Consider the following 26674-nt stretch of genomic DNA (forward strand, 5'->3'; position numbering starts at 1 on the left):
TCACAAAAGAAGGCACTATGATACCATCTGGATCGTCTCAGGCGACTAAACGTTGCCAATTGATTTAATCCTAGTGGTGGAGGAGCATACAGGAGTGCAAGATAGCATGTCAGCAAGACAGCCAGACGCTCATCAGCAGCGCAACCAGCCTCAACCAATCCGCATTGGCGTGATTGGGGTCGGCAATATGGGACAGCATCACACCCGCGTTCTGAGTCTGCTTAAAGATGTTGAACTGGTTGGTGTATCAGATATTAATGTTGAGCGGGGTTTGGATACTGCGAGTAAGTATCGCGCCCGCTTTTTTGAAAATTATCATGACTTAATCCCCTATGTAGATGCTGTCTGCATTGCCGTTCCGACAAGGCTGCATCACGAGGTTGGCATAACTTGCCTGCAAGCCGGGATTCATGTCTTGATTGAAAAGCCGATTGCCGCCAGTATTGCTGAGGCTGAATCCCTCGTCAATGCCGCAGCCGAATCTCACTGTATTCTCCAAGTAGGGCACATTGAGCGGTTTAATCCGGCTTTTCAAGAACTCAGCAAAGTTCTGAAAACAGAAGAATTGCTTGCCCTAGAGGCTCATCGCATGAGTCCTTACTCGCAAAGGGCTAACGATGTTTCTGTAGTCTTGGATCTGATGATTCATGATATTGACCTGCTGCTAGAACTATCCGCTGCACCCGTAGTCAAATTGACCGCCAGTGGTAGTCGTGCCGCTGATTCTGGCTATCTAGATTACGTGACGGCTACCCTTGGTTTTGCCAACGGAATTGTCGCTACGCTAACAGCCAGTAAGGTGACACATCGCAAAATTCGTCGCATTGCTGCCCATTGCAAAAATTCTCTAACTGAAGCAGATTTTCTCAACAATGAGATTCTGATTCACCGACAAACGACTGCCAATTATATGACAGATTATGGTCAGGTGCTTTACCGACAGGATGGGTTAATTGAGAAAGTCTACACCAGTAATATTGAGCCGCTTCACGCGGAGTTAGAGCATTTTGTTAACTGCGTGCGTGGTGGGAATCAACCCTCTGTAGGCGGCGAACAGGCGCTTAAGGCGTTGCGTCTGGCGAGTTTGATCGATCAGATGGCTCTTGATGGTCAGGTTTGGCAGCAACCAGACTGGGATTGTCGGTGTCTGAGTTCTCCGGCTGTAGCCGTTTCCTTTTAAAAAATTAAAAATTAAAAATTAAAAATGGGAGTAGTGTTGTAGAAGTAGTGATAATTAGCTTGGAAACCTTTGTATAACAGAGGTTCCACTACTAATTAACACTATGTGTTTACCACTACTAAAATAAAAATTCCGCAATTTTTAATTTTTAATTTTGCATTTTTAATTGATTGAGCGATCGCCCAATTTCTTCATTAACCAGCTGATTTCCTTGAGGGCTGAGATGGATATGATCTCGGTACAGGGTTTCTGGCTGCTCTTTTGAGTTGAAAATGGGCAGAAAATCTATGTAGGCAATGTGTTGGTTTTGGGTTAAGTCGATGAGGCGCACTCGCGCTTTTAGTTCATAATCACGGGGACCCGGTTCGCCGACTTCCCGCTTCAGGGGTGTCATTGCTAGCAAAAAGCTGGCACCTTTTTGCTCTGCGATGGTCTGGATTTCTTGAATGGCTTTTAAATTAAAGCCAACGCGATCGCCTGATTCCGCATTCACCGCTTTCATCTCTGGTACTGGCGGTGCCTTTAACAAATAGCGGCTGAATGCCTCTACAAGAGCTAGGGGCGGTTTTTGGTCGGGGTAATTGCGATCGCGTCCTACGGGGATTGAAGTCGGCGCAGTCCCGAATAAATCGTCGGTATTAATCAGCAACACGACTACCTGAGCTTCAAAAGTACCAAACTGCTTTAGGTAAGCTAATTCATTGCGCGGACACCAGGAATTCGCCGAAGCGTTGAGAACTTCAATCTGGTTAAAAGTCTTACCATCGCTAGATGATTGCAACTGCTGAGTCATCATGGCTGAAAGCGTCTCAGCCTGATCTGTCCACCAGCCACCATTAGCGATGGAATCTCCTAGTAATAGTACCCGCAGCGTAGATTCTGGGCGAGTTTCTGTTATTTTTGGGCTTCGCATCGAATACTGATTAATTTCTATCAGATTGCCAAAGCGACGAGTGCGCTGATTTGGCGCTAATAAATATCCAATCTGCTCATCGGCAATATAAATGAGGGGATTTCCGAAACCGAATAGCAGTCGCAATCCCACCTCTACCGCCAGCACCAACCCCACAACAACTGCCAAAACAATTAGCGCGATTTTCACGGATAATCCCCTGTGTACATAGAGCGTGAACCAATCTAGCTTAAATCTTGCAGCACTTCAGTTTTGCAGTATTAAAAGTCGCTCCCATCTTAGCCCAACCCATTTATGACCCATTCGGGTGATAGACGAATGCTCTAACACCCGCTAACCTAGTCATGAGTACGATATGTTTACAAATCGTTGTCTAGCTCCGAGCCAAGGAGGATCGCAGCCTTATGTCAGACTTGAACCGTGGAATTATGAAGTTCGAGGGAGCTGATAGCCCAAAAGCGATCGCTATCTCATCCGTGTTGGTTTTGGGCGGTATTGCTTTTCTCGTCTGGTGGGCACTCCACTCAGCCTACGCTATGTAACCCGCTACTAAACCGAGGCCACCACCGATGCTGATAAAGCCATAAGTTCAATCGATGGGTTATCTCAAAGTTCCTGTAAAACTCCCTTATTCGGGGAGTTACTTTGTTGTTTAACCCAAAATATCTTTCGCGTATTTTTTGCCCTTAGGCTGCATGGGGCTACACAAACATTTCGCTCGACTAAAGACAAGTGAAGAGTTTTCACGCCCCACGGAGATGGGCTTGGTGTGTGTAGCCGCGATTTAAAGTCGCTGGATGCAAGATACGAGTTTTTCAGAGTCGCTTTTTGAACCGGACTCTGGAATTTTTTATTGGCTATTTTTCATCAAGAAAGAATTATGGCAAGCATTCGGGATATCCTCGGTTATTACCGAAAATATCGGGTAGTCGCGCTTTTGAGTATTGCAGCGTCTAGTCTCTTTGAAATCATCGATCTGGTAGTTCCTTACACAATTGGGCAGATTCTCAACGTGCTGTCCAGTCAACCGCTGGATAAGGGATTGCAAAATGCGATCGCTCTTGTCGCCGACATTACTAACTTACCAGCAAATCGGTTTTTTTCCCTATCAGTGCTAATGGGGTTAATCTTCCTAGTCACCGTAGTTAGAGCGCCCATTCAGATTTGGACAAGTTGGTGGTTTCATTGGGATATCGCCTTGCGATCGCGTCGAGATCAAGCTCAAAAAATACTAGGAAAAATCCTCACTCTGCCCCTAGAATTTTACGAAGAAAACAACCCCGGACGTATCGCCGGACGAGTTGCTAAAGGACTTGAAAACCATACTTGGACTTACCCAGAAATCGCCGGACAGTTGATTCCCAAACTATTCCGAGTGTTGGGTATCTTTGTAATTATCTGGTTTATTGAGTGGCGCATCGCCTTACTATTTCTAGTTTCGTTCTTGTTTATACTCAGCTTCAGCCTCAAAGGTTTAAAGCATCTGATGCAACAAGAACAACGGCTAGATAAATACATGGAAAATACCCAAAGCCGGACCTCTGAAATCGTCACCAATATCAAAACAGTCAAAGCATTTGCCACAGAAGCAATAGAAATGAAACGGCAACGGCAACGCTTAAACCGCGAGTTTAAAGTCATTGTCTACCGCATTCACCTTGGTTACATCAAACTCGCCACTTGGCAAAAAACTCTCATCCAGTTTTGTGTTTTGATGGTGCTAGGTTTAACTCTCGCTGCTGCGCTAAAAGGTCAGATTTCACTTGGTCACTTTGTCACCACTTTAACCGTTTCCAGCATGGCTTATGCAGAGTTGGAACCAATCGCCAATATAGCAGAAATTTTTGCTCGTCGCTATGCCTCAATGCTGCGGTTTCACGAGTTTATGCAGCAGAAAACTGGGGCGGATGCAGCTAATTTTGTTATGGATTCATCTGCCACCGTCACATCCTATCAATTCACCGGCAAAGTCGAGTTTTCTCATCTGACCTTTGGCTACGACAGCAGCCGCCCAGTTTTAGAAAACATCAACCTACTCATCGAACCGTATCAAACTGTAGCCCTGGTGGGACGTTCGGGGTCGGGTAAGTCTACCTTAGTCAAGCTTCTGTTCCGGTATTTTGAACCCCATCAAGGGCACATTTTAATAGATGGTCAAGACATTCGCACTATGGATGTCACAGGTTATCGGCGGCGTCTGGCGATTGTTCACCAGGAAGTAGACATCTTCAACGGTACTTTGCTTGAGAACCTTACCTATGGCAACCCCAAAGCTACCTTTGAACAGGTTCAGGAAGCTTGCCGCATTGCCAGAGTAGACGAAGTCATCGAGCATCTACCGCAAGGGTACTACACCGTTGTAGGAGAGCGGGGGATGCGGCTGTCTGGCGGACAACGGCAGCGCTTGGGGATTGCTAGGGCACTCTTGGTCGATCCGGATATCCTCATCTTTGATGAAGCAACTTCTAGCCTCGACTACGAATCTGAGCGCTCAATTCAGTTGGCAATGCGTAGCATCCTCGGCACCCGCACTACCATCATCATTGCCCACAGACTTAGTACCGTCCGGGAAGCAGACAAAATTGTAGTTCTCGATCAAGGTCAAATTGTAGAAGTCGGCAGCCATGCTGAACTACTGCGCCGCGAAGGGATTTACCGACGTTTGCACTCTTTACAAGAAACGGGTGAGCTACTCTAAAGTTAAAAGGAAAAAGGCAAAGTGAAAAAGCTTTCTTTTGCCTTTTGCCTTTTGCCTTTTGCCTTTTGCCTTTTGCCTTTTGCCTTTTGCCTTTTACAGTTTCCCGTGATTTTTTTACCCGTTCAGTCATATATTCTCGTTACTTCCGATCTTGGTCCCCTTTTAGGAAGTATTTGGCTCGATATCGCGGCGCTGGGATTGATGCTTTTGCTTTCCGCTTTTTTCTCCGGCTCGGAAACTGCGATTACAGCCCTCGACAACCTTAAACTCAGGGCGATGATTCAAGAGCAGGGAGACCCGCGTCGGATGTTTGCGCTGGTCTTAGAAAATCGGGGTCGGTTTATCACTACCCTCCTAGTGGGTAACAACCTGGTCAATAATTTTTCGGCGATTCTGACCAGTAACTTATTTGCCCTCTGGCTGGGGAATGCAGGATTAGGAATTGCTACTGCTGTTGTTACTTTTCTGGTGCTAATTTTTGGAGAAGTTACACCTAAATCTCTGGCAATCAACAATGTGATGCCAGTTTTTAAGTTTGCCGTTCGCCCGATTTACTTGTTATCTATCGTTCTCGGTCCACTCATTTATTTATTTGAGAAAATTACTCAGCAGGTAATTCGCCTGTTTCAGGGGGGCGTTGTCCAAGAGGGAGAGTCTTTAAGAGATCTCCATCTGATGATTGAAATTTTGGGAGGCAAGGGGCACCTGGATTTACACAAACACCAGCTGCTGAACAAAGCCTTGATGCTAGACAGCCTCAGCACCCGCGATCTGGTTAAGCCACGAATTGACATGAGGACAATCTCCCATGAAGCGACGTTGCAGGAGTTTGTGAATCTGTGTCTGGAGACAGGATACTCCCGTATTCCCGTGCAGGAGGAGTCTAAGGATCAAATTGTGGGCGTTGTTCACCTGAAGCGAGCGCTCCAGCAGCTGAGGTTTTTGCAAAAAGAAGGAATTGATAATGGCTTGGTGACAGAGGCGATGGACCCGCCAGTATACGTGCCGGACACGAAACGAGCCGCCAATCTACTTAAGGATATGTTGCAACAACGCCTCCACATTGCGATCGTCGTTGATGAGTATGGGGGCACGGTGGGGTTGATCACGCTGGAAGATATTCTGGAGGAGCTGGTTGGCGAAATTTATGATGAGAGTGACTTTCCCAGTCGGGCGATCGCTACGAGAAATGCCACGCGCTCTGGTGGCGGCTCTGGTGGCGGCTGATTCAGGGGACACGGATCAATGTAAGCGATGTAGACTCGCGCTCTCATCCTCCTGCTTTCACCCCCTGTCACTTTTTCCCAAATCTCTAAAATCAATTTTCAAAAAATCTTTTGCATTTTCTAAAAGTTGTGCTACGATTATTAATCGTGGATCAAATGGGTCGATGCCCGAGTGGTTAATGGGGGCGGACTGTAAATCCGCTGGCTATGCCTACGCTGGTTCAAATCCAGCTCGGCCCACCATACAACTAAAGTTCTGAGTCATAAATTTTGAGTTATTATTTTAAGATAACCCACTCAAAATTTAACACTTAAAACTTCTAAAATTGCCCGTGTGGCTCAGTGGTAGAGCACACCCTTGGTAAGGGTGAGGTCACGAGTTCAATCCTCGTCACGGGCTTTTTCAGCAGATAACTTATCAAGGTTTCATCCGGATGAACCTACCTCAGAAGTTAAGTTTCTGGGGATTATACCCAATCTTTTGGGTATAAGGATTTGTATTGAGTTTAAAACGGGTGCGGAGGGACTCGAACCCCCGCCAAACTGCTTAGAAGGCAGCTACTCTATCCACCTGAGTTACGCACCCACATAAAAACGCATCAGCAACCTTGGCTCTGTCGTAAATTGTATCTGTGCCGAGCGCTGCAAAGCAACCCAGAAAGCCAAAGCTTTCCAAATATATCGCTCAAGCAGCTTTAAGCTCAATGTAAACTAGAAACCAACATACTCAGACGTTTGGATACGATAGTGTATTAGTCAAGGCGATATGCGCTACGCGGACGCACTCGCGACGCTGTCCGATTTTAACCCAGCACCAGCGCTGGATCGCGCCCTTGATAGTTGCGTGGCGATCGCTTTTTAGCCGCACAACGCCCCCGGCCAAGTCAGGAGTCATTTGCCAGTGTCATGTTTATTCTGAAACGGCAGGATGTTGAAATTTCTAGCATTCAGCACCCCAAGCGGGAACAGCAGATCCCGATTCTCACTTATCAGGGGCAAACTTTTCGCTTGATCAGTGTATTTGCGGCTAATCAAGCAGAAGAAGCCAGGGCCTTTTGGCGAGAACTCACCGATAACCGTGGCAAAGCCTGCGTTTTGCTGGAAGAGCCAGATCGGTATAGTGTCTGGGGCAAAATTCGTTTAGATCAGCTGGCTGCGGAGGCTAGTAGTGACCTCAAAATTGTCCCTCTAACCCAAGCTTGCCTATTGTTGCTTCAGGCAGTTTTCATAGACGTTGAAGACCTATTAGGAAACAGACAAGCCGGATTATTTCAAAAAGACCTCACTGATGTCTTGCGACAGTGGCACTTTCCGGGTGCGGATGGGTCGGAAGCAGTAAAAAACTTGCTAACGATGGACCCCTTGACTAGCCTCCAGATTCCCGCTTGGGAGGAACATCATCTGATCACCTTGTTACAAGAACTACATCGCCTGGGTAAGGAATATTTTGGCAATACCAACTTTGCCCAAGGAGTAAAGGATACATTACAAGATATGCAACCAGGGGAGCGGACTCAGTTCCTAGAGTGGCTGAATCAATCTCCCCTAGGTAAGCTGTGGCGATAATCTGAAAAATGTTTAAGAAATATGCCAAAGCTTGCATTAAGATGAGACACTTGCGCTTCTTAGAGGAGATTTGTTAGCCGATTATTAATTGAATTGCATTTGCGATTAAACCTTGCGTGCATCCTTGTTTTGAAAAACTATGAGCAGTTCTTTAGAAAAGTCATCGGAAAAGGCATCCGGTTTACAATCCTTTCTGAGCGTACAGACCGTAATCGTTGCGGGAATAACCTGGGGTGTGCTAGCACTGCTGTATTTTCTGTTGTTTAGCATTTCAGCGCCCGGAGAGGAGCGTCCGCTTTGGTACTCGATTGGGACTTACATTTTTGAAGAGGTGGCTTACCTAGGGGCAGCAGTGCTGTGTTTTAGAAACTGGCGCAGTCCCCAGATTGTCAGCGGACGTAACGTCTGGCTGGGATTTGGACTGGGGATGTCGTGCTATTTTCTGGGGAACCTGTTGTTTTGCTACTGGGAACTGGTTTTACACCAAGAACCGATTGTGTCACCTGGGGATTTGTTTTTTGTACCTGCCTATCTGTTTCTTGCCTGGGGAATGATTTTAGCTGTCATCTCCCGGCGACTGAATCTAGAAGTTTGGCAGTGGGCAATCGTTGCAGCGATCGCAGTCGCCGGAATTGCCTTGGCAGTCTGGCTACAGGTTGCCTCCCCTGATGATGCATCATCAGCAACGCCACCTTTACCCGCAGTAACAACACAGGTAGCTAAGGCGACTTCACCCAAGAAAGCGATCGCTGCCACCAAAGTACCAGCAGTTAATAAAACCGCTACTGTGGTGAAAACAGCACAAGCAAAACCCTCTGCCATTAAATCCCAACCCGCTCCTACTGGAGAAAATCAGGCTCCAGCCTGGGTCATATCAGTGGAAAAATTTCTAGAGCCATTAGGCATATTTTTGGACATTTTTTACGTCGTTAGCGATATCTTTCTGTTGATCGTTGCCTCGACTGTATTGCTAGCATTTTGGGGGGGTCGTTTTTCTCAGTCTTGGCGGATGATTGCTGGGGCAGCTTTTTCATACTACGTTGCCGATATGTGGCTGAAATACGCCAATGCTTTCATTGGTAAGGATTATCAAAGCGGAGGACTATTGGAAGTATTTTGGGTTTTCAGCGGCGTCCTGTTTGCCATCGGCGCTGTCCTGGAATTTGATACATCCAGTCGTTCCCGTCGTACCGGACGCAAACGTGCTTAGGAAGTAGCATGAGTGTGAGAAAACTCTCAGAATTAGATAAGCGCGACATCCTCAACCTGTATCGACAGCCAGGAGAGACAACCTCAACCCTGGCTAGTCGCTATGATGTCAGTAATTCAACGATTAGCCGTCTTTTAAAAACTCGTCTATCCGAGCAAGAATATGAAGCTCTGATACAGCAAAAGCGAACCAATCGCTCCCACTCGATTTCCGAACCTACCACTGAAGCTGACGAGGAGCCAGTAGAAATATCGCTTACCACATCGGTAGAGAGCGAAGAATCCTTTCTCGACAGCCAAGAATCCTTTGCAGACAACGAAGAATCCTTGGATGCAAGCCCTACCTCCCCACGGCGGCGTCGCAGGCGCTCCTCAGTCTCTACTGAGGAAGAGAGGGCACAAGAGCAGGAAGACATTCCTTCCGACATTCTCTCAGGGATCGATTCCTCCATGCCACTTTTCCAGGTGGCTGTGGATGCACCACCGAGCAACAGCCGCGATTTACTTGATAACAATTACAGTGCAGAAGCCAGTGTCATAGAAGAGATGCTGGGGGAAGACCTAACTGATTTGGAGGACGACGAGGACGACGAGGACGACGATTTAGAAGACCTCGAAGACGAAGACGACTGGGAGGATGATACACCAACTCTAGAAAGTCCGATTCCAGCAGGAACGTTTAAGCGAGAAAACCGCGCTAGCGTTCAAGTTTTACCACTGTCCAACGCTGTGCTTCCCAAAACCTGCTACTTAGTCGTAGACCGAGCAGCAGAATTGATCGCAAGACCCCTGCGAGAGTTCAGCGACCTCGGACAAATTCCTGCCCAAGAGGTTCAGCAGAGAACACTGCCAGTTTTCGATAACCATCGGGTAGCTCGAAGGTTCTCTAACCGCACCCAACGAGTGATTAAAGTTCCAGATGGCAGGATGCTTCAGAAAACTTGTTCGCAACTGCAAGCCAAGGGAATTACCCGCTTGCTGATTGATGGTCAAGTTTATTCGTTATAAGAGGTAGCGGTGAAACGCCGTCAAGTTCTCAAACATCTGCTACAAACATCCGGCGGACTGATTGCTGCTAACTTGCTCCCTGGCTGTAAGTTAGCACGGTCAGTGGAGCCGCTGTTTTTGCTTGACCTGCTCAAGCCAGACTCAAAACTGCCAGAACACCTGCTCACGCCATTGAGCGAATTTTATGTGCAATCTTACGCCTCTCCTCCCAGGATTAATCTTGACAACTGGCGGTTAAAAGTTACTGGTGCCGTTGCCCAGCCGCTGACGCTGACCTTTCAAGACATCCTGGCAGCGCCGCCGGAAAATTTCTACCTGACTATGGAGTGCATTGGCAATCCCACCGGCGGTAACCTGATTGGAAACGCTCAGTGGACGGGTACCCCTTTGCTACCTTTTCTAGAGCGAGCTGGTGTTAAATCAGAGGCGATAGAATTTAGGCTGCACGGAGCTGATTCCTACGAGACAACATTGCCGGTTGCAGAAGTCATGCGAAAAGAAGTGCGACTGGTTCACCAGATGAATGGCGAAGCTCTCAATCAGGAGCATGGCTACCCTTTACGAATGATTATTCCCGGTCACTTTGGTCAGAAGCAACCCAAATGGCTGGTCGAGATTGAAGCTATCAGCAGCCAGAAGCAAGGTTTTTGGGAACGTCAGGGCTGGTCTAATACAGCAGAAATTCCCACTCATGCGCTGATACGCCAAGTGCAAAACACTCGCGTCTGGAACCGACAGCATCGGGTGCATTTGGGGCGCACGGGTGAAACAGGTTGGGAAGGCGGCATTTTGATTGCTGGTGTTGCCCTAGACAAATCTAGCCCGATTACAGCCATTGAGGTAAGTACCAACGATGGTAAGACTTGGCAGGATGCCGAACAGAATCAACCGGCGTCTCCTCATGAGTGGACGCTCTGGCGTTATTTATGGATGCCCCAGCAGCCGGGAAATTATACTTTACTCGCTCGCGCTACGTCTTTAAGCCAACAGCAGCGACTGAAAGATGAGAATCGGATGGATGGTAGTAGTGGCGTTCTGCGAATTCAGGTGAATTTGCAAGCCTAAACCCTAGCTCTTCAGTGATTTAAGAAAATTGAGAAATCAGTAGAGACGCGAAGTTTTGCGTCTTTGTTTAAAAATAGGGTTTGAGGAACGGATGTCTGTGTAGGATGTATGGCAGTCTGCCCACACACGCAAGCAGAGTAATCCCCTGTTATGGATGAATCTTGACTAGAGAACTATATTGATCGTTGAACGACGCTTCACCTGTCTATAAAAATTAGAGTAATTTATAGATAAACTGACCACCGTATTTTTACGGAAAATAAGCTTTTTATAGAATTTTTATTAAAAAAAATACTCAATTATTGAGTTTTGAAAAAAGATTAAAAAATATTTGTAACATCATCTGTTTGAGCCTTATAAGGGGAGTAGTCTAGAGAAGTAAAATATTTATTAAGGTTTCGATGAGTAACAGTTAAAAGTTGAGTGAAGAAAGATTCTGTTATAAAAGTAACCGCCAAAAATGTGGTTATTAAGCCAAGTAAGATTTGTTTCAAGCCTCTTCAACGGTTTATATAAACTAGGGAGCGATCGCGCTATGGAAGTAAGCCATTTACTTAAGCTTTATGAAGACGGACAAAGAGACTTTGCCGGGATCGATCTCAACGGAGGCGACTTGAGAGGAGTCACGCTCATTGGGGTCAATCTCACGGGCGCTAACCTGAGGGGAGCCAATCTGAGTCGGGCTTTCCTAACAAAGTCCGACTTGACGGGTGCTTGTCTGAACTGGGCGGATCTGAGTTTTGTCAAACTTAGTGAAGGCAAACTGGTAGAGGCAGACTTGACGAAAGCCAACCTTAGCGGCGCGTTCCTAGTTAAGTCAAAACTGCCAGGAGCCAAACTAAGCGGTGCAAATCTCAGCAGTGCCAATCTTCGAGTCGCTAACCTCTGGGGCGCTAATCTCTGTGGAGCCAATCTGCAAAGGATTAACCTGCGGGAAGCGAATCTCAGCGGTGTTAACCTTAGTTGGGCTAATTTGTGCGAAGCGAGACTCACAGGCGCGAAGTTGTATGGAGCTTCCTTAAATGGTGTTAACTTCAGCAGAGCTTTTTTAAAAGGATTAGACCTGGCTGGAGTCGATTTAGAGGGAGCCAACCTTAATAATGCCAAACTGAGTGGCGCTAACCTGGAAGGCGCTAACTTGGTAGCAGCGGATCTGGGCGAAGCGACACTGCGTCGAGCCAACCTGAAAGGGGCAGACTTGCGGGGAGCAAACCTAACAAGGGCGTCTTTGGAGGGGGCAGACTTGAGCTGGACGATGCTGAGTAAGGCAAACTTGAGTGAAGCAAATCTGAGTGAGGCAAAGCTGGTAGGAACTAACTTGGAAGATGCCCAGATGAATGGCGCTGTGCTGCCGTCAGAAAACCAAAACTCATACTCACAAGCAACCGTAAGTGCCAGTGTGACAACGTTTGAACAACCAGTCAGAGCAATGGTTGGGTAGTTGAGAGAATCGCTAACTGATAGATTGGGGCTTTTTTGGGGAGTAGGTTGCAGGTTATGGATTGGGATTCTGGTACAACTCGTTACGGTGTGGTGTTGGTAACAGCGTCTTCGCGGCAAGAGGCAGAAGCGATCGCCCAAAAATTAGTTGAATCCCAGCTAGCGGCTTGTGTTAATTTAATGCCAGTGCATTCTATTTATACCTGGCAAGGTAAGGTTAACTTAGAAGAAGAATGGCAGCTAACCATTAAAACAGATTTAGCGCAATTCCCCGCCCTCGAAGCTAAGATTCGAGAGTTGCACTCTTATGAAGTACCAGAAATTATTGCTTTGCCAATCTTAGCTGGCTCTCCAGCCTACCTTCAGTGGATTTCCGATAATGTGAAAGGTTAGCTGTAGATAGCTGCTTCCAGACGTGTTGCTAAGTCAATGATGTCTTCAATACTGGCAATTTGATTTATCCATTCTTCGGGAATATTTTCAACGCCGTAATAAATTCCCGCTAAACCACCAGTAACGGCGGCAGTGGTATCAGTATCGTCGCCTAAATTCACCGCTTTTAGCACCGCTTCGGCATAAGAGGAGCTATTTAAGAAACACCAAAGCGACGCCTCTAACGTATCAATTACATAGCCTCCAGAGCGGATAAAGTCTATCTGTAAACTGGCAAGTTCACCGCTGTTAACTCGGTGGAAGTGATGCCTTTCCTGTGCATAGAAAGATTGGGAATAAATTTTTTGGGCATCTTGAACGCCTTGGAGATAAGCAGCTTGTGGATCAAGACCTTGCAATAAACAAACAGCAATGCTGATATAAATTCCACAGGCAATTTGACTCCTTAGATGAGCGTGAGTGATGCAAGAAACTTGATGCGATCGCTCTATTACAGCACTTTTGAAGCTAGTGAGGTACGAGGATCGCCTAAAACCTTTGATTTTGGAAGCTTGACTGTACCTCATCCAGAAAGAAAACGCTGTAGTTCTGAAAAATCTAAAGTTTTGTGATAGTAAACTAGAGGCAAAATTCTCATCAAAGAACCATTGCCATTACTCCTGTCATCTCTTCCTCCCGCTTCCAGGGGTGGAACGCCCTGTTTTAAACGCTTAATAGCATCATGGGTGGTATTGCCGATGTCAAAAACCTTGCCGTGGGGAGTCCAGAAACCTTCGTTCAACCAACGACAGAAAGAGTTAGCTATTACATCCAGAGAAAATCCACCACACAGAGATTCCGCTAAGCAGAAGGTGAGAGAGCTATCATCTGACCAAGTGCCAGGGGGTTGATTATGAGTTCTGTAACCGATCATAGTTGTCACAGGTGACTTCACCCGCTCAGTTCTGCTAGTAAATTCGACGGGAACACCCAACGCATCACCGACACACACACCGATTAGCCCTGCCAAAATTTTAGAGCTAGTTTTCATTTCAAGTGTTTCATCCAGACTACTGATGATTCCAGGGTAGTTTGCGATCGCGACTGTGCGTACATTAAGAAACCAGTGATTTAAGAGCTAGCACGTATCGCATCATTTCAAGGAAAATTAGAGGCTCGAAGGCGTCATTGCTCCTCTACGCTGCCAAAATTCCCCAACTCTTCGCTCCCACTGCTGCCAGTAAATCATCATATTATCTGGTTCAAACCAGAACACCTCAGCAGGCATTTCCGGAACCGCTACAACCAGCAAAGTGTGACTCAGATGGATGCCGTACTCTTGGTAAAATTGATTAACCGCGCCTGTGTAAGCCGCTAACTGGATCGGGCTATCGCGGAGGCGTTCGACTGACCCTTTGGGCTTATCGGCGGTTTTCCAGTCACAGACGCAGGGAACGCCCTTATAATTAGCAACGCAATCGACTCGACCCGCATAACTCAAATCGTAATGGAAGACAGAACCTTCCACCAGCCGCACCTCGTGAATGTCTTGCAATACCGGCTCTATGCTTTCCCAGTAGGGTTTAGCCGCGTCTGGACAGGCGACATTTTCCCCCAGTAGATAGCGCTGAATGTGCTTGTGGGTGGACGTACCACGACGACTAGCAGCACCAGAAATGCGGTTAGCTTCCTCTACTCCGACGCGGTTGCGCCAGTTGAAGAGTGCTTCTCGATCTTCTTGTGGTTTGGTGGCGTTGAGGATAGTGGAGACACTGGGAAAGCGATCGCCCTTCGCATCTACATAATATTGTTTCCCATATTCCCGCAGCGTTTTAGCACGGTGATGAGGCAGCAAATTGATATTTAGCGTCATTATTGTCTAGTTATTAAATCAGCCAGCGATAATGTTGATCAACGGCGGCGTTTGTAAAATATCCATCAGACGCATAGTTTTTGATAGGGTGCAGCTTAATGCTTGCAAATATACGCCCAGAAGCTGAAGCTTGGGGTTACACAGACAAAGCCTGCCAACCCAGCTGCCATTATTTGTTTAAAGCCGATGGGCGGATTTGAACCGCCGACCGTTCGATTACGAATCGAATGCTCTACCACTGAGCTACACCGGCACTGCCGATTTACTATCGTAGCAGGTTTAGATAGAAACTGTTGCACCCAATTCCTGGTGGAAAAGCGATCGCGTCCAAATTTTCTAGCACCAGCCGCTGCCGACCACCATCATGTCAAGATGGATCTAAAGTCGGTGGGGATCTAGACGGATGGTAGACCCAAAATTAAAAAATCGCGCCCGCAACACCAAAGCCACTCGGCAAGTCAGCGTCGAACAGCATGAACGACTGAAAGCTGAACTTGCTACTCCCTACAAAGGTCTGAGGCAATTTGTTTATGTGGCGTGTGGCGCTTCTGGCTTCATCGGAGGCGTGGTCTTTCTTGCCAAACTAGCCTCCGGTCAGGAAATCGCCTCAGCCGTGCCTAACTTGGCGCTACAAATTGGAGTGGTTGCTCTAATGGTTTGGCTGTTTCGCCTAGAACAAAAATCCGAACGTAAGCCATAAAGCTGATTATTTCCAGTAATCTTGCGGATTCCCTAATGGGTAAGACAATCTAAGCTTGAAAGAAGGGATCTGGTGAATATTTCACACCTTTAGAACTTGCGAGGAAAATAGGCTAGATAAGTTATTTGGCTTAACGACCTTCTTGCAGTCTTTGGCTTCCCTTATTGAAAGCCGATAAGGTTCTGCGTTACTTCATCGGCTGACGCCTAACCTAAGATTGAGTTCATCCCCATACATGGAACTAGAACAACGCTTGGGTCTATATCAGGTATTCCTTAAGCTCTATGAGCATCATCGTGGTTTACTAGATGAGATTCTGAAGCTGGAAGATAGCGGCAATAAATTTCTTAGTGGCATTGGACCTCGATATGTACAGGGCGTGGCGCAGGAACAGCAAGTCTATCTGGTCACAAACTTAATCGATGCTAAAACGCAGATGTTGTTTCAGCCGCAGCAGATTTGGACCCTGGGGCGGGCGCGTCAGGTTGCGCTACCGATTCCAGATAGGCGGTTGTCTCGCAATCATGCAGCGATTCAATATATCGACAACCAGGGTTTTTATCTGGTTGACCTAAATAGTACAAATGGGACTTTCGTCAATGGCGAACCCGTATACAAACGTGTTCTTCTTAAGGATGGCGATCGCGTTCGTCTAGGTGGTCTTGCTTTTTCCTTTTTCCTGGGCAATACTATCCGCACGGTGGATAATGTCCCTGCAAGCCTGATGGCAGAAATTAACGCCCTGACAAATGCAGAGCTATCGCTTCCGCCTACAGAGTTAGAAACAGCGACATCTTCTACAAAAGTTCAGACTCCCAACACCGAGTGTCAAAAGGATACTTTACATTTCCTAGGCGACTCTTCTGCCGTTGGAGATCCATTAGTCTCAGTCTTAGAGAATCATTTAGAGCCTCAGCTAACTCCCACTCAGCAATCAGAAATTTTAGACCGTTTTTTTAGTAGACGAATTTCCGATGCAGGTACAAAAAACTAAACTTTATGCGAAAAACCCGTTTTCAACAAGAAAACGGGTTTTTTATGTGTAGGAGTAGCCTTAAGCTTCCCAAAAAGCAATTAATAGGGTAGGATAGCCCACCCTAAAGTGCTTTTAGTCGTCTAGAATTTCTTCCTCTAACTCTTCGTCTTCGGCGTCAACTCGCGTGACAGAGTTGGCAGCAACGACTGCCCCCATCTCCAGCTTTTGACGCACCTTTTGCTCAATTTCTTGAATTAATTCCGAGTTTTCTTCCAGGTACTTAATGCTGTTATCCCGACCTTGGGCGATGTTATCACCGTTGTAGCTGTACCAAGCTCCTTTACGGGTAATGACCCCAGTTTGTTCTGCTAGGTCAACCATACATCCTAGTGTCGAGATCCCTTTGCCAAAGATAATGTCAAACTCGGCGACGCGGAAGGGAGGGGCGACTTTATTTTTGGCAACTTTAACTTTAGCGCGGTTGCCAAATTCTTCGTTGCCTTTTTTCAGCGTTTGAATCCGACGAATATCCAAGCGCACTGAAGCGTAAAACTTGAGAGCATTACCGCCAGTGGTTGTTTCTGGGTTGCCGTAGGTGACGCCAATCTTTTGTCGCAGCTGGTTGAGGAAAACGACCGTACAGCCGGATTTACCAATGTTTCCGGTAATTTTGCGAAGAGCTTGGCTCATCAAACGGGCTTGCAAACCCATGTGGGAATCGCCCATTTCGCCTTCAATTTCAGCCCGAGGCACCAAAGCGGCTACCGAGTCAATGACCACGATATCCACTGCCGCAGAGCGAACTAGCTGATCGACAATTTCTAAGGCGGATTCTCCGGTGTCGGGTTGGGAAACCAAAAGATTGTCAATATCAACGCCCAGTACGGCTGCATAAGCGGGATCTAGGGCGTGTTCAGCATCAACAAAAGCAGCGACCCCTCCTAATTTTTGCACTTCGGCGATCGCGTGCAAAGCCAGGGTTGTCTTACCGGAACTTTCCGGACCATATATTTCAATCACCCGTCCCTTCGGCAAGCCACCGCCTAAAGCTAAATCCAGTGTCAGCGCTCCAGTGGAAATTGTTTCCACCTTCATGCGGGTGGCATCTCCTAGGCGCATAATTGCTCCCTTGCCAAAGCTGCGCTCAATTTGGTTTAGCACCAGGCTCAGGGCTTTTTCCTTGTCGGGATTGTTCGTGATTTGGATAGCCATTAATGCCTCAAGAACAGAATCAGGTGTGGTGAGATTTTTTTCACACTTAGCAAAAGTTGCTTTTGTGTGGGCTTCTCCGCCTTGCGGACTGGAGCTTCCTGCTAGTCTATATAGGAATGTCTAACAAGACACCCTCACAGCCTCCACAGGCAGAAACGATGGAATCCACCGCCTTTTGATACATAATGAATGCTGATTTTAGCTGTTTGCCCACTCAGGTTTACCAAGTTTTTGGCTTTGTAAGTGAGTAGGAAATTTCGACTAACTAAGGTTACGTCAAGAATTGGCACCGAAACTGAAAATTGTCCCAAACAGCGACAGATTTTAGTTTCAGATATTTTATTATATCACTTTTGGCGACAAATTAGAGCCGCAAGTGCCCTTACATCAAGCTTTACACGGATGAGGGAACACCCTGGTAAGGCTAGCGATGGGAACCTCTATTGTAGTTCAAATGTTCTACTTTTATCCAACCCTGAGAGATGAAATCGGTAAATAAACCCCTAGCCTCTTTCAAGCAACGAGTGAGATTAGCGATCGCCACTATGGTCAAAAGTAAACGAATGCAGCCGAGGATCGCTAATCTAGAGACAGAAAGAGTAAATGGCTTGATCTAGGCTTATTTGAGCATCCCCTGCATTTACTGATGTCTCAATTCCTACATTCTCCTTATCTTCAGGCGATGAACTATTATCTTTCCAATCAGCTGGTTCCAGATACAGCTGTATCGGTGGCTGGGTTAACGTCTTATCTGCAACTGCTGTTAGAGCAGGATGAACAACTACAGCAAGTTTGGGTGACAGGTGAAGTCTCTAGCGCCTCTCAGTATCGCAGTGGGCTATTCTTCACGCTGCAAGATCCGGATGCTAAGGCGGCAATGAGTTGTGTGGTATGGAACAGCCAGCTGAATAAACTGATGCAGCTGCCGGTGCAAGGAGAGCAGTTGATTGTTTTGGGCAGTATCCGAGTTTATCCCCAGCGAGGACAGTACCAGATGATTGTCTGGCAGGCGTTACCGGCAGGAGAGGGGTTGCAGGCATTGCGCTACCGCCAGCTACGAAATCGGCTGGAGGCAGAAGGATTGTTCGATCCAGAACGCAAGCGATCGCTCCCCACCCATCCCCAAATCATCGCTGTTGTCACGTCACCGCAAGCTGCTGCTTGGGGAGATATTCAACGCACGCTCAAGCAACGTTATCCGGGTTTGCAAGTTTTGTTTTCACCGGCGTTAGTTCAGGGCGAACAAGCCCCGACATCGATTGTCGCAGCAATTGAGCGAGTCGAACGGGATGGTCGCGCCGAAGTGCTGATTTTGTCGCGCGGGGGTGGTGCGGTTGAGGAGCTAGCTTGCTTCAATGATGAACGGGTGGTGCGAGCGATCGCAAATTGTTCGATTCCCGTGATGACTGGGATTGGTCATCAGCGAGATGAATCTTTGGCTGACTTAGTTGCCGATGTTTATGCTCACACCCCCACAGCCGCCGCCGAACAAGTGGTTCCAGAACTGTCAAGTCTTTACGCGGAACACCAAGAGCGCGTCCTCGCCTTGACTGAAGCCGTAAATCAACACATGGAAAACGCTCAAGAACAATTGCAACGAGTGCGAAGCCGCTTGCGGCGGATTCCTCTAGATCGACAAATTCACCAAGAAAAGCAAGCGATCGCTTGGAAACGTCAACAACTGTTACAAGGAACGGCGCGGCATTTAGCGCAGGCAAATCAACACTGTCAGATGCTCCGACAAAAGCTAACCGCGCTTGACCCGGAAAGCGTTCTGCAACGAGGTTACGCCGTAGTCCGACAACAAGATGGCGCGATCGCGCGTTCCACAGAAGGACTGGCACTCGGACAGGAACTACAAGTTCAGCTGGGCACAGGACAAATTAAAGTCAAAATTAGTGAAATTATAAATAGCAAGGAGTAGCAATTTAACGCAATACGGGTATTTTTTCATGAGCAAACCCACCAGCACCACCGACGGCTCAAGCGATCGCCGTATTGATACCCAATTTCCGCAAGATTGGAACTACGAAGCGACGGTTGCCAAAGTTGAAGCCATCATTCGGCAAATTGAAGCCGGTAAACTAGAACTCGCCGACGTTTTTGAAGAATTTACCGCTGCTGTAGAATATTTGCGCCAATGTGAAAGCTTTCTGCAAAAGCGCCAACAGCAGATGAATTTATTGATTGAGACGCTAGCGGATGAGCCAACGTCCTTTTGAGAGATGCCATCAAGCGATACTACCGCGCTTCCTGGCTTCTTTATAGGAAGTCCCGACATTTCTCAAACCAGCCTTAATCATTTGTTGTTCGAGTAAGGCAAAGAAACGAGCGCGATCGCCCCCTCGCACCACTGCCTGATTGTGCGCCTCTGCAAGCGCCACCGGATAGCCATAACCCTTCTGCACCTGAGCCAACATCAAGCTGAGCGCAACATCCAGCTTCTCTGGATTCTCAGCCACCCAAGCAGGAACTTCCACACGAGCAATTTCAGTCCCGACGTGGACGTAGCAGAAGTAGATTTGATGGGCACCGTACAATTCCAGAATCCGTGCAGAACTGCGCCACAGAGGACTGCGTTGACCGGGCTGCAATTGAGACGCCCAGAGGGCAGTATCCCGCAAGGGGTCGAAAACCTGGCAGGGTGCCCGGTCAAACTGACCGGGGCAATGAGTCATGCAGTCGGGAACTGGGTGCGGACAGGCTGGCAGACGCAGGAAGTTCAGCGCTTCGCTGCTACGAGAGGCACTCAGGTAGCCCAGGATCGGAATCCCCGTGTCGCGCAGAACATCCCAAGCTTCCAGAATCGGAGGCAAAATATGGTCGCGGGCTTCCCCCGGTAACTGCTCTAGAAACCAATAAATTAGCGATCCATCTACCATTGCCAAGGCAGGGATTCGGGATTCGGGATCGGGAATTGGGGATGGGAAACTTTCCGATTCCCTGTTTCCGTTTCCCTGTCTTGAGGTTACTTGCGAAGGTCGGTTAATCCAGCTAGCAGCCAATTCTGCCAACACAGACGCCTCCGAAGCCGTGCGTCGATAGCCCATCCATTCCTCAGTGCGAATTCCCCACTGGCGAGAAATGTAAAGGTCTTCCGAGCGATAAAAGACTTCTGGCAGGCTATCCAAGAGCGGGTACAAGCTTTGCCCATAATGCAGCACCACCCGACCCACGTTAATCAGATAGCAGTAGGCGATTTCATGGTGATTTGGGGCAATCTGAGAACCGTCTGTGGCGATGATAGTATGAACAGATGGAGGGATAGGAAGGTCAATGGCAGTGCTTAGCGACTCAATGGGTGCGGCTGCCGAAAACCCCAAGCGATCGCGCCACTTTTCTTGCAGCTTCACCAAATCTGCCTGAGACTTTTGAGCCAGTGTCAGCAACTGCTGGGCGCGTTCTAAGCGTTGGCGACTGGCAGCAGCCTCTACACTCAGGTGTTGACTAATCCCCTGCATTTGCCGCGCGAGTTTGGTTAGGTCAAGCATAGTCAGCTATCCGCTTTTCGCCTATCAGCTCTCAGCTTAAAGCATGAAACATCAAGGCGATCGGGATGAATTTATAATTTACACTTGACAAGACTTACGCAAAAACTCTCTCAAACTCTTATTCCTTCGTGTCTTCGCGGTTCATTTTTCCGTTACTGGTGCGGTAAGTCCTAACTTGATACTTCTTCATCCCTCTAACCCTCAGTTCTCTGTCCTCATCTAAGCCCAAGCCGAGAAATCTTGAGCAAACTGAGAGAGAGATAAAAGCTCAATTCGCTCCTGATAACCGACAGACTCCCGCTGAGCAGCGGTATTGTAGCCCCAGTCGGCAAGAAACAGCTTGATATCATTGAGGTCTGGTTGCTGTTGCACCGTTTGCAGAGTTTTAAGGCGATCTTCCACAAACCAAAGGCGAACCGATGAATCGCTGCTGAGTTCGCGCAAAATTTCGTACTTAGGACGACGATTTTCTTTGCCAATAATGCATCGATCGGGTAGTTGGATGCCCTGTTGCTGCAACAACTGGCGGACAAAGCGCCCCTCTTTGGTCGTGACAATGTACGTTTGGATGGGTGTATCTGGAAGCGATGCCTTCTCCGATTGCATCCGATGCATTTTTTCTACAACACCCGGATAGAAACGATGCAAAGCTAGCCAACCATCTAAATCGCTAGCAATCCACTCATCCCGGATGCGATCGAGTTTCGTGCCGATATCAGCCGCATTCAGATTATCTTCTAGCAAGATTTGCTGAGCCACCCCTGACCAGTCCTGCAACATCTTTTCGTCAGGAATGCCCAATATTAGCGCCCGGATTGCCACCGGCATTTCCCAACCGATTTCTATAATCGGTCGTAGCGGGTAGAAACTTTCAGCCAAACCATCTGGAGGTATGAGATTAGGAGGTGCCCAAATTTGACAGTAGGTGCGCCAAGCTGTCTGAAAATACTCGATTAGCCCGTCACAGATAACACCGTCAAAGTCAAGGGCGAGAATATTTGGATAACTTGCACGCATGGTTCTAAAGCCGCAATTTTACGGTTTATCTTGGCACAATTTGCCCAACAAGCCCAATAACCAGTAGAGACGCAATGTATCGCGTCTCTACTAGTGTTTTTAAATTTAACTGGGGTGCAAGGATTCGAACCTCGGAATGGCTGGACCAAAACCAGCTGCCTTACCACTTGGCGACACCCCATCGCATCAACCTTCGTTATAGTAGCAGTTCCTACTAGGGACTTGTCAACAACTTTTAGAAAATTTCTCTTCAATACTTCTGCACCAGTGGATAAATGCTGAAGGATTAATATGGATTCCAGAGAGTTGACTCATAGAAAAGGCTTCTCTAACGCTTACCAGCTAAACAGTGTGGTCACAGCAGACTCCTCCTGTGGAAAGCTTACCTGGCAGATGTTTTAGCTTTTTTTGACATCTTTAGCTCCCCGAAACCCATATAGGGTGTTGCACAATCATGCGATGATTTTCCTTTGAATTTCGCGCTGCCGTCGCCAAGACGCAAAGTTTTTCTGAGCATCTTTGCGACTGCCGTCGCTCATGGGGGAAAACCCCAAAACCGCGCTGCCTCGTCTTTGCAAGAGATTATCATCCGTCCACTGTGCAACACCCCATATAGAGCCACAGCTTTTTCAATTAGGCTGGGTAAATTCGCAGCCGTCGGTTCGGTTCTTCCCCAAAACTGTCAGACTTGAGGCGATAGTGTTCGACGAGTTCGTGTTGCATTTTACGAACTTTAGAGGAACGCGGCAGGAGTTCCACCGGCTGTCCTTTGGGAATCACGATTTGCTCCACGGCAAGGCGGGCTTCTTCGAGAGCCTCAATCTCGTCTTCACTACCGCTACTGGTAAATAAGCTAAGTTCCGGGACATCAAGGATGTGGGAGTCATCCATATCCAGCAGACGCCGCAGGGCGCGGGTAATCTGAGGAATGGTACTTGCCTTAATTGCATGGATGGGAACCTGACGGGCTTTGGCAATATGCCGTAGTTTGGAATGGTTTTTAACGTGCGACCGAATCGCCAAAACTGCATCCGCGCTATCCATATCCTTCGTCAGCAAGATGGGCAAATTCAGCACCCGAATGACTTGCTCTAATTGTTGGCTGCTCACCCCATAAGGATAAACGTGCAGCGGCAACTCTTCGCCATTTGGCCCCACAAAGGTCTCATTTTCCATCATCTGAGGTTGATGCCAAGATTGATCCAGCATCTGCTCAAAAGAAGGTGAAAGGCTAGAAGAGACAGGCGATAAACTAGAGTCAGATTCTTCTCCTCTAGTCAATAGATTTTGCGGTTCTGCCCTCATGCCTCGTGTCGGTTCTGGCTGAGTCGGTAGTGGCGTCATCTGCCCAGAAGCTCGCCAGCCCATTGGTCGCGCTGGGGCGTCGTAGGTGGAAGATATGCGGCTGCCTCCGCTCATCGCGGGTCGCATGAGTGAGGGCGTTTGGGGGGTCTCGTGGGTAATCGTAACTTCCCCGGTTTCGCTGGTTGCCCTGACTTGATAACCCGGCTGACGCCCCCGCAGCAGGGTGTCAACGGTATCGGCAACACTTTCATGCACCACCCAGCGCTGCCGTTCTAGCATTTCAACGGCGATTTCAAAGGTTGGCGGGGCTTTCCGCTCCAAAACCGTCTTTTGGCTGCCCCGGCGTCTGGCTTCTTCATCTCCCAGGGTTACAGCCTGAATGCCGCCTACTAAGTCAGATAAAGTTGGATTTTTAATCAGATTTTCAATCCGATTTCCGTGAGCCGTGCCCACCAGTTGCACGCCTCGTTCAGCAATGGTTCGAGCTGCCAAGGCTTCTAGTTCCGTACCAATTTCATCAATGACGATGACTTCTGGCATATGGTTTTCCACTGCCTCAATCATCACTTGATGCTGGAGTTCTGGACGGGCGACTTGCATCCGTCTGGCTCTACCAATTGCTGGATGAGGAACGTCACCATCCCCGGCGATCTCGTTGGAGGTGTCGATAATTACAACTCGTTTCTGTAAATCGTCGGCTAAAACTCTGGCGATTTCCCGCAGTGCTGTTGTTTTGCCAACGCCGGGACGTCCCAGCATCAGAATCGATTGACCTGTTTCTACCAGGTCGCGAATCATGCCGATGGTGCCAAAAACGGCTCGACCTACCCTCAAGGTAAGACCAATAATCTCGCCGCTGCGGTTGCGGATAGCGCTAATCCGGTGCAGAGTTCGCTCTAGTCCAGCTCGGTTATCTCCACCAAAGTGTCCTACCCGGTCTATACAATAATTCAGTTGTTCTCTAGACACTGGCGTTTCGGAGAGATACTCTGCCTGTTTAGCAAACCGAGCCTCTGGAAGACGCCCCAGATCCAGGACAACCTCAACTAACTTATCCCGTTCGGGATGCTGCTCTAAAGGTTGCCGAATTTCATTAGGTAACACGTCCAGTAATTTCTGGAGATCGTCTGTAATCTGCATTCTTTGTACAGTGACGTTTTTATCCACAATCGGCGATTTAAATAACTGCTGTTTGTTTTTTGCCTGGGAATGGTTGCAGGTTGGCGATCGCTAGCTTGAAAAGTTGCTTTGTGCCAACTGTCAATCTTTTAACTTTCAACCTTTTAACCGATGACATATCTAAAATCGCGCTTCAATTGGCTATTGGGGAAAGGCTTTGAGTTGAGAAACTAGTGAGTGAGCAAGACCAACAGCCTGCCAGAGTAAATCTGGCTTTTCTTCCAGGCGTCCAGATAAAGATGTCTGACTTGACGCGGATGCATTCCCACATACTTCGTTCATATTCATTTTTTCCAATTCGTCCAGAATGGGTGATAACAAAACCCTAGCGTAGCTGCCGTAAGCAATCCCGGCGATATAGGAGGATTGAGCGGGAAAAGTTTGAGTTTGTTGGGGCGGGTTTTTCTGCAAGACCGAGTTTCCCCTAGGGATGCTCGATAAATATGCCTTTACGACTTCTGACTCTTGGCGGCTGTTGAGCAGTCCCATTGTCCTGAGTTTGCCAACAGTGTGACGATTGGTGCCTCCTGCTAACTGCACATATCCAGGTAATCCGGCAGTTAGAACTTTTTGACCTAACTTTACAGCAGCTCTAGTTGTGCCATCACCAATATCGCCACTCATGGGACGCCCATCGGTTTGCCAGATCAGGGGGCACGGCAGGGGTGCCATCAATTCGTGCAGTGCCCGGAGGTAATCAATCATACCTTCACCATCCGGACAACTAATGGCTAAAAGCTTGAGCTGGTTTACCCAAGGCGCGATCGCACTCCAGAGTCGTTTAAAATCCTCTACTCTGCCAACTTGCGTGTGAATTTCTAGGGCATCTACGCCGCTTGGAAATACCAAAGGTGCGATCGCTTCCGGTGCGGATACATAAGAACGAGTATAAATTAAATTATTTGGGCATACAGAAATACACCGTCCGCAGCCATAGCAACGTTGATCGATCACCCCAGAGAAACCGTTCTGGCTAAAGTCAAAAGCGATCGCATCAGCCGGACAAATACTTTCACAAGGTCGCCAGCAATCTGTCGGACACTCGGTTGAGTTAAATTCAGCTTTCCGGAAATGAGGATCTTCCCCATCATTCAGGCTGACCATCAGCCACGGCAAACCTTCTACGCAGTAGCCGCGATCGCGGGCGGCATCGGCAAGGGTAGCGGCAGCCTTTAGACCTTCTTGTGCCGCAGCAATGACTGCTGGGTCAGCGGCAACATCGATACAATCAGCCCCAGCTAGGGTATACGCCAACGTGAGATTTCGGACGGCAGGGAGGTGTTGGAAACTAGCTCCGCAAATGAGCTTAAACCAGTGACCCTCTCTTAAGGAACGTAAGGGATAGTAGGTATCAGTCACCTTTATATGCTAGTGCGTTCCCGAACAAATGGGGAGATACAAACAGTAAAAATAAGGGGAGTTTTCACGACTCCCCTTTCATAGAAAACGTAAAGATCTAGCGTTTGCCCTTAGTCAGCGATCGCATTGAGCAGCACTTCCGCCAAAGTCATGTCCGCCATGTCATCCAGCGTTATTGTGTCGCAGATATCAAACTTTGCCCCTGCACCTTGTAAGTCATCATCCAATGCCTTCAGAAACCGAGCTGCTGTGGCGTCTGACCCTACTTGAATCATCGAGATCGCCAGTTCTTCATCCTGTTCCATCTGACGGGATGCCTCAATAATCGCCCGCATCACGCCTTTTCGGTCATCGGGTTCCCCATCTGTCACTACTAAAATGGTTTCGCCACCCGCCTTAGTCTGACCTGCTGTTTTTCGCTGAAAGTAGACAGCGATCGCATCTTGTAATACACCTGCCAAATTAGTTGTGCCAGCCGGGTCGTTTTCTTGAAAAATTTGTGCGACTTTGCTGGAATTTACATTCTCGTAGCGTTTAAATCGGCTGGAAAATAAGTAAACTGTAATCCCATCTGGGTCAAATTGTTCGCATTTTCGCGCCAACGCCAAGGTAGACTCCTGTGCCGCATCCCAGCGGCTTCTGCCTCCCGGTTGGTCTGGCGTAGACATACTACCGCTTTTGTCAATAATTAACGTGTAATCCCGATCTTCTGCGCTCATCAGCTAATCTCCACATTATTTTTTTAGATTGAATGACTTGCTGCTGATTCCACAACAAAGTTGCGATTTAAAACTGGCAAACAAAACTTGGGATTTTGGATTCCACATCCAAAATCCCAAATTAACAAACAGCACCTAGTCGTTAATGGCGTTGAGCAGCACTTCC

22 protein-coding genes, 5 tRNA genes and 1 pseudogene are annotated in these 26674 nt (G+C 47.9%); 16 read left to right on the forward strand and 12 right to left on the reverse strand.

All coding sequences use genetic code 11. The features are described 5' to 3' along the window. The first annotated feature begins 106 nt into the window (after positions 1 to 106). Positions 107 to 1180, forward strand: coding sequence for a Gfo/Idh/MocA family oxidoreductase (locus AC2VDX_RS19225; protein ID WP_378173920.1), 1074 nt, complete (start codon positions 107 to 109; stop codon positions 1178 to 1180). Between the two features lie 148 nt (positions 1181 to 1328). Here AC2VDX_RS19225 and AC2VDX_RS19230 read toward each other — a convergent pair whose 3' ends face one another. Further along, on the reverse strand, positions 1329 to 2282 hold the full coding sequence (locus AC2VDX_RS19230; protein WP_378173916.1) for an SGNH/GDSL hydrolase family protein: 954 nt from the start codon (positions 2280 to 2282) through the stop codon (positions 1329 to 1331). A gap of 215 nt (positions 2283 to 2497) precedes the next feature. On the opposite strand from AC2VDX_RS19230, the gene AC2VDX_RS19235 reads away from it, so the two are divergent. The 5 genes from AC2VDX_RS19235 (at position 2498) to AC2VDX_RS19255 (ending at position 6417) form a co-directional block, all read left to right on the forward strand. After that, a complete protein-coding gene (locus AC2VDX_RS19235) occupies positions 2498 to 2635 on the forward strand; it encodes a hypothetical protein (RefSeq protein WP_190411922.1) in 138 nt (45 codons plus the stop codon). 338 nt (positions 2636 to 2973) lie between these two features. Further along, on the forward strand, positions 2974 to 4791 hold the full coding sequence (locus AC2VDX_RS19240; RefSeq protein WP_378173913.1) for an ABC transporter ATP-binding protein: 1818 nt from the start codon (positions 2974 to 2976) through the stop codon (positions 4789 to 4791). A 105-nt stretch (positions 4792 to 4896) separates the two neighbouring features. Further along, complete coding sequence (locus AC2VDX_RS19245; protein ID WP_378174080.1) at positions 4897 to 6018, forward strand: hemolysin family protein; 1122 nt, start codon at positions 4897 to 4899, stop codon at positions 6016 to 6018. A gap of 157 nt (positions 6019 to 6175) precedes the next feature. Beyond that, positions 6176 to 6260: transfer RNA gene (locus tag AC2VDX_RS19250), tRNA-Tyr, on the forward strand. Between the two features lie 85 nt (positions 6261 to 6345). Then, a tRNA-Thr gene (locus tag AC2VDX_RS19255) sits at positions 6346 to 6417 on the forward strand. A gap of 112 nt (positions 6418 to 6529) precedes the next feature. On the opposite strand, the gene AC2VDX_RS19260 is transcribed toward AC2VDX_RS19255, so the two are convergent. Further along, positions 6530 to 6603, reverse strand: a tRNA-Arg gene (locus AC2VDX_RS19260). Positions 6604 to 6923: 320 nt separating this feature from the next. Between AC2VDX_RS19260 and AC2VDX_RS19265 the strand changes: the two genes are divergently transcribed. The 6 genes from AC2VDX_RS19265 to cutA all read left to right on the forward strand — a co-directional run bounded on the left by AC2VDX_RS19265 (position 6924) and on the right by cutA (position 12698). Continuing rightward, entirely contained in the window at positions 6924 to 7583 is a 660-nt protein-coding gene (locus AC2VDX_RS19265) for an Npun_F0813 family protein (protein ID WP_378173911.1), read from the forward strand. 139 nt (positions 7584 to 7722) lie between these two features. Further along, positions 7723 to 8793, forward strand: coding sequence for a hypothetical protein (locus AC2VDX_RS19270; protein ID WP_378173908.1), 1071 nt, complete (start codon positions 7723 to 7725; stop codon positions 8791 to 8793). Between the two features lie 8 nt (positions 8794 to 8801). After that, positions 8802 to 9800, forward strand: coding sequence for a hypothetical protein (locus AC2VDX_RS19275; RefSeq protein ID WP_378173905.1), 999 nt, complete (start codon positions 8802 to 8804; stop codon positions 9798 to 9800). Positions 9801 to 9809: 9 nt separating this feature from the next. Further along, the gene (locus tag AC2VDX_RS19280) at positions 9810 to 10865 is read left to right on the forward strand and encodes a molybdopterin-dependent oxidoreductase (RefSeq protein ID WP_378173902.1); all 1056 of its coding nucleotides are present in this window, start codon (positions 9810 to 9812) and stop codon (positions 10863 to 10865) included. Positions 10866 to 11400: 535 nt separating this feature from the next. Continuing rightward, on the forward strand, positions 11401 to 12306 hold the full coding sequence (locus AC2VDX_RS19285) for a pentapeptide repeat-containing protein (protein WP_378173900.1): 906 nt from the start codon (positions 11401 to 11403) through the stop codon (positions 12304 to 12306). A gap of 56 nt (positions 12307 to 12362) precedes the next feature. Next, on the forward strand, positions 12363 to 12698 hold the full coding sequence (gene cutA, locus AC2VDX_RS19290; RefSeq protein ID WP_378173897.1) for a divalent-cation tolerance protein CutA: 336 nt from the start codon (positions 12363 to 12365) through the stop codon (positions 12696 to 12698). Here cutA and AC2VDX_RS19295 read toward each other — a convergent pair. The 3 genes and pseudogenes from AC2VDX_RS19295 to AC2VDX_RS19305 form a co-directional block, all read right to left on the reverse strand. Then, a pseudogene (locus AC2VDX_RS19295) lies at positions 12695 to 13728 on the reverse strand (ADP-ribosylglycohydrolase family protein). The gene cutA and the pseudogene AC2VDX_RS19295 sit on opposite strands and share 4 nt — an antisense overlap. 117 nt (positions 13729 to 13845) lie before the next feature. Next, entirely contained in the window at positions 13846 to 14550 is a 705-nt protein-coding gene (locus AC2VDX_RS19300) for an exonuclease (RefSeq protein WP_378173894.1), read from the reverse strand. 181 nt (positions 14551 to 14731) lie between these two features. Then, positions 14732 to 14803 (reverse strand) — tRNA-Thr (locus AC2VDX_RS19305). Positions 14804 to 14953: 150 nt separating this feature from the next. Between AC2VDX_RS19305 and AC2VDX_RS19310 the strand changes: the two genes are divergently transcribed. Both AC2VDX_RS19310 and AC2VDX_RS19315 read left to right on the forward strand, forming a co-directional pair. Next, a complete protein-coding gene (locus tag AC2VDX_RS19310; protein ID WP_378173891.1) occupies positions 14954 to 15250 on the forward strand; it encodes a DUF3493 domain-containing protein in 297 nt (98 codons plus the stop codon). A 217-nt stretch (positions 15251 to 15467) separates the two neighbouring features. After that, a complete protein-coding gene (locus AC2VDX_RS19315) occupies positions 15468 to 16244 on the forward strand; it encodes an FHA domain-containing protein (RefSeq protein ID WP_378173888.1) in 777 nt (258 codons plus the stop codon). 114 nt (positions 16245 to 16358) lie between these two features. Here the strand turns inward: AC2VDX_RS19315 and recA are convergent, their stop codons facing one another. Then, positions 16359 to 17438 (reverse strand): recombinase RecA, encoded by a 1080-nt coding sequence (recA, locus tag AC2VDX_RS19320; RefSeq protein ID WP_378173885.1) that lies wholly within the window; start codon positions 17436 to 17438, stop codon positions 16359 to 16361. 682 nt (positions 17439 to 18120) lie between these two features. Here recA and xseA point away from each other — a divergent pair. Together xseA and xseB are read left to right on the forward strand one after the other, a co-directional pair. Beyond that, on the forward strand, positions 18121 to 19362 hold the full coding sequence (gene xseA, locus AC2VDX_RS19325) for an exodeoxyribonuclease VII large subunit (RefSeq protein ID WP_378174077.1): 1242 nt from the start codon (positions 18121 to 18123) through the stop codon (positions 19360 to 19362). A gap of 28 nt (positions 19363 to 19390) precedes the next feature. Then, on the forward strand, positions 19391 to 19660 hold the full coding sequence (gene xseB, locus AC2VDX_RS19330) for an exodeoxyribonuclease VII small subunit (RefSeq protein WP_378173882.1): 270 nt from the start codon (positions 19391 to 19393) through the stop codon (positions 19658 to 19660). 9 nt (positions 19661 to 19669) lie between these two features. Here xseB and AC2VDX_RS19335 read toward each other — a convergent pair whose 3' ends face one another. The 6 genes from AC2VDX_RS19335 to AC2VDX_RS19360 form a co-directional block, all read right to left on the reverse strand. Then, entirely contained in the window at positions 19670 to 20929 is a 1260-nt protein-coding gene (locus AC2VDX_RS19335; RefSeq protein ID WP_378173880.1) for a DNA double-strand break repair nuclease NurA, read from the reverse strand. A 219-nt stretch (positions 20930 to 21148) separates the two neighbouring features. Then, entirely contained in the window at positions 21149 to 21946 is a 798-nt protein-coding gene (locus tag AC2VDX_RS19340; protein ID WP_378173877.1) for an HAD family hydrolase, read from the reverse strand. Positions 21947 to 22055: 109 nt separating this feature from the next. Next, a tRNA-Gln gene (locus AC2VDX_RS19345) sits at positions 22056 to 22127 on the reverse strand. A gap of 452 nt (positions 22128 to 22579) precedes the next feature. Continuing rightward, complete coding sequence (locus AC2VDX_RS19350; RefSeq protein ID WP_378174075.1) at positions 22580 to 24391, reverse strand: R3H domain-containing nucleic acid-binding protein; 1812 nt, start codon at positions 24389 to 24391, stop codon at positions 22580 to 22582. A gap of 180 nt (positions 24392 to 24571) precedes the next feature. Beyond that, a complete protein-coding gene (gene ldpA / locus AC2VDX_RS19355; RefSeq protein WP_378173874.1) occupies positions 24572 to 25789 on the reverse strand; it encodes a circadian clock protein LdpA in 1218 nt (405 codons plus the stop codon). Positions 25790 to 25899: 110 nt separating this feature from the next. After that, complete coding sequence (locus AC2VDX_RS19360) at positions 25900 to 26508, reverse strand: vWA domain-containing protein (protein WP_378173871.1); 609 nt, start codon at positions 26506 to 26508, stop codon at positions 25900 to 25902. Positions 26509 to 26674 lie beyond the last annotated feature (166 nt).

Source organism: Coleofasciculus sp. H7-1 (genome assembly GCF_057473865.1).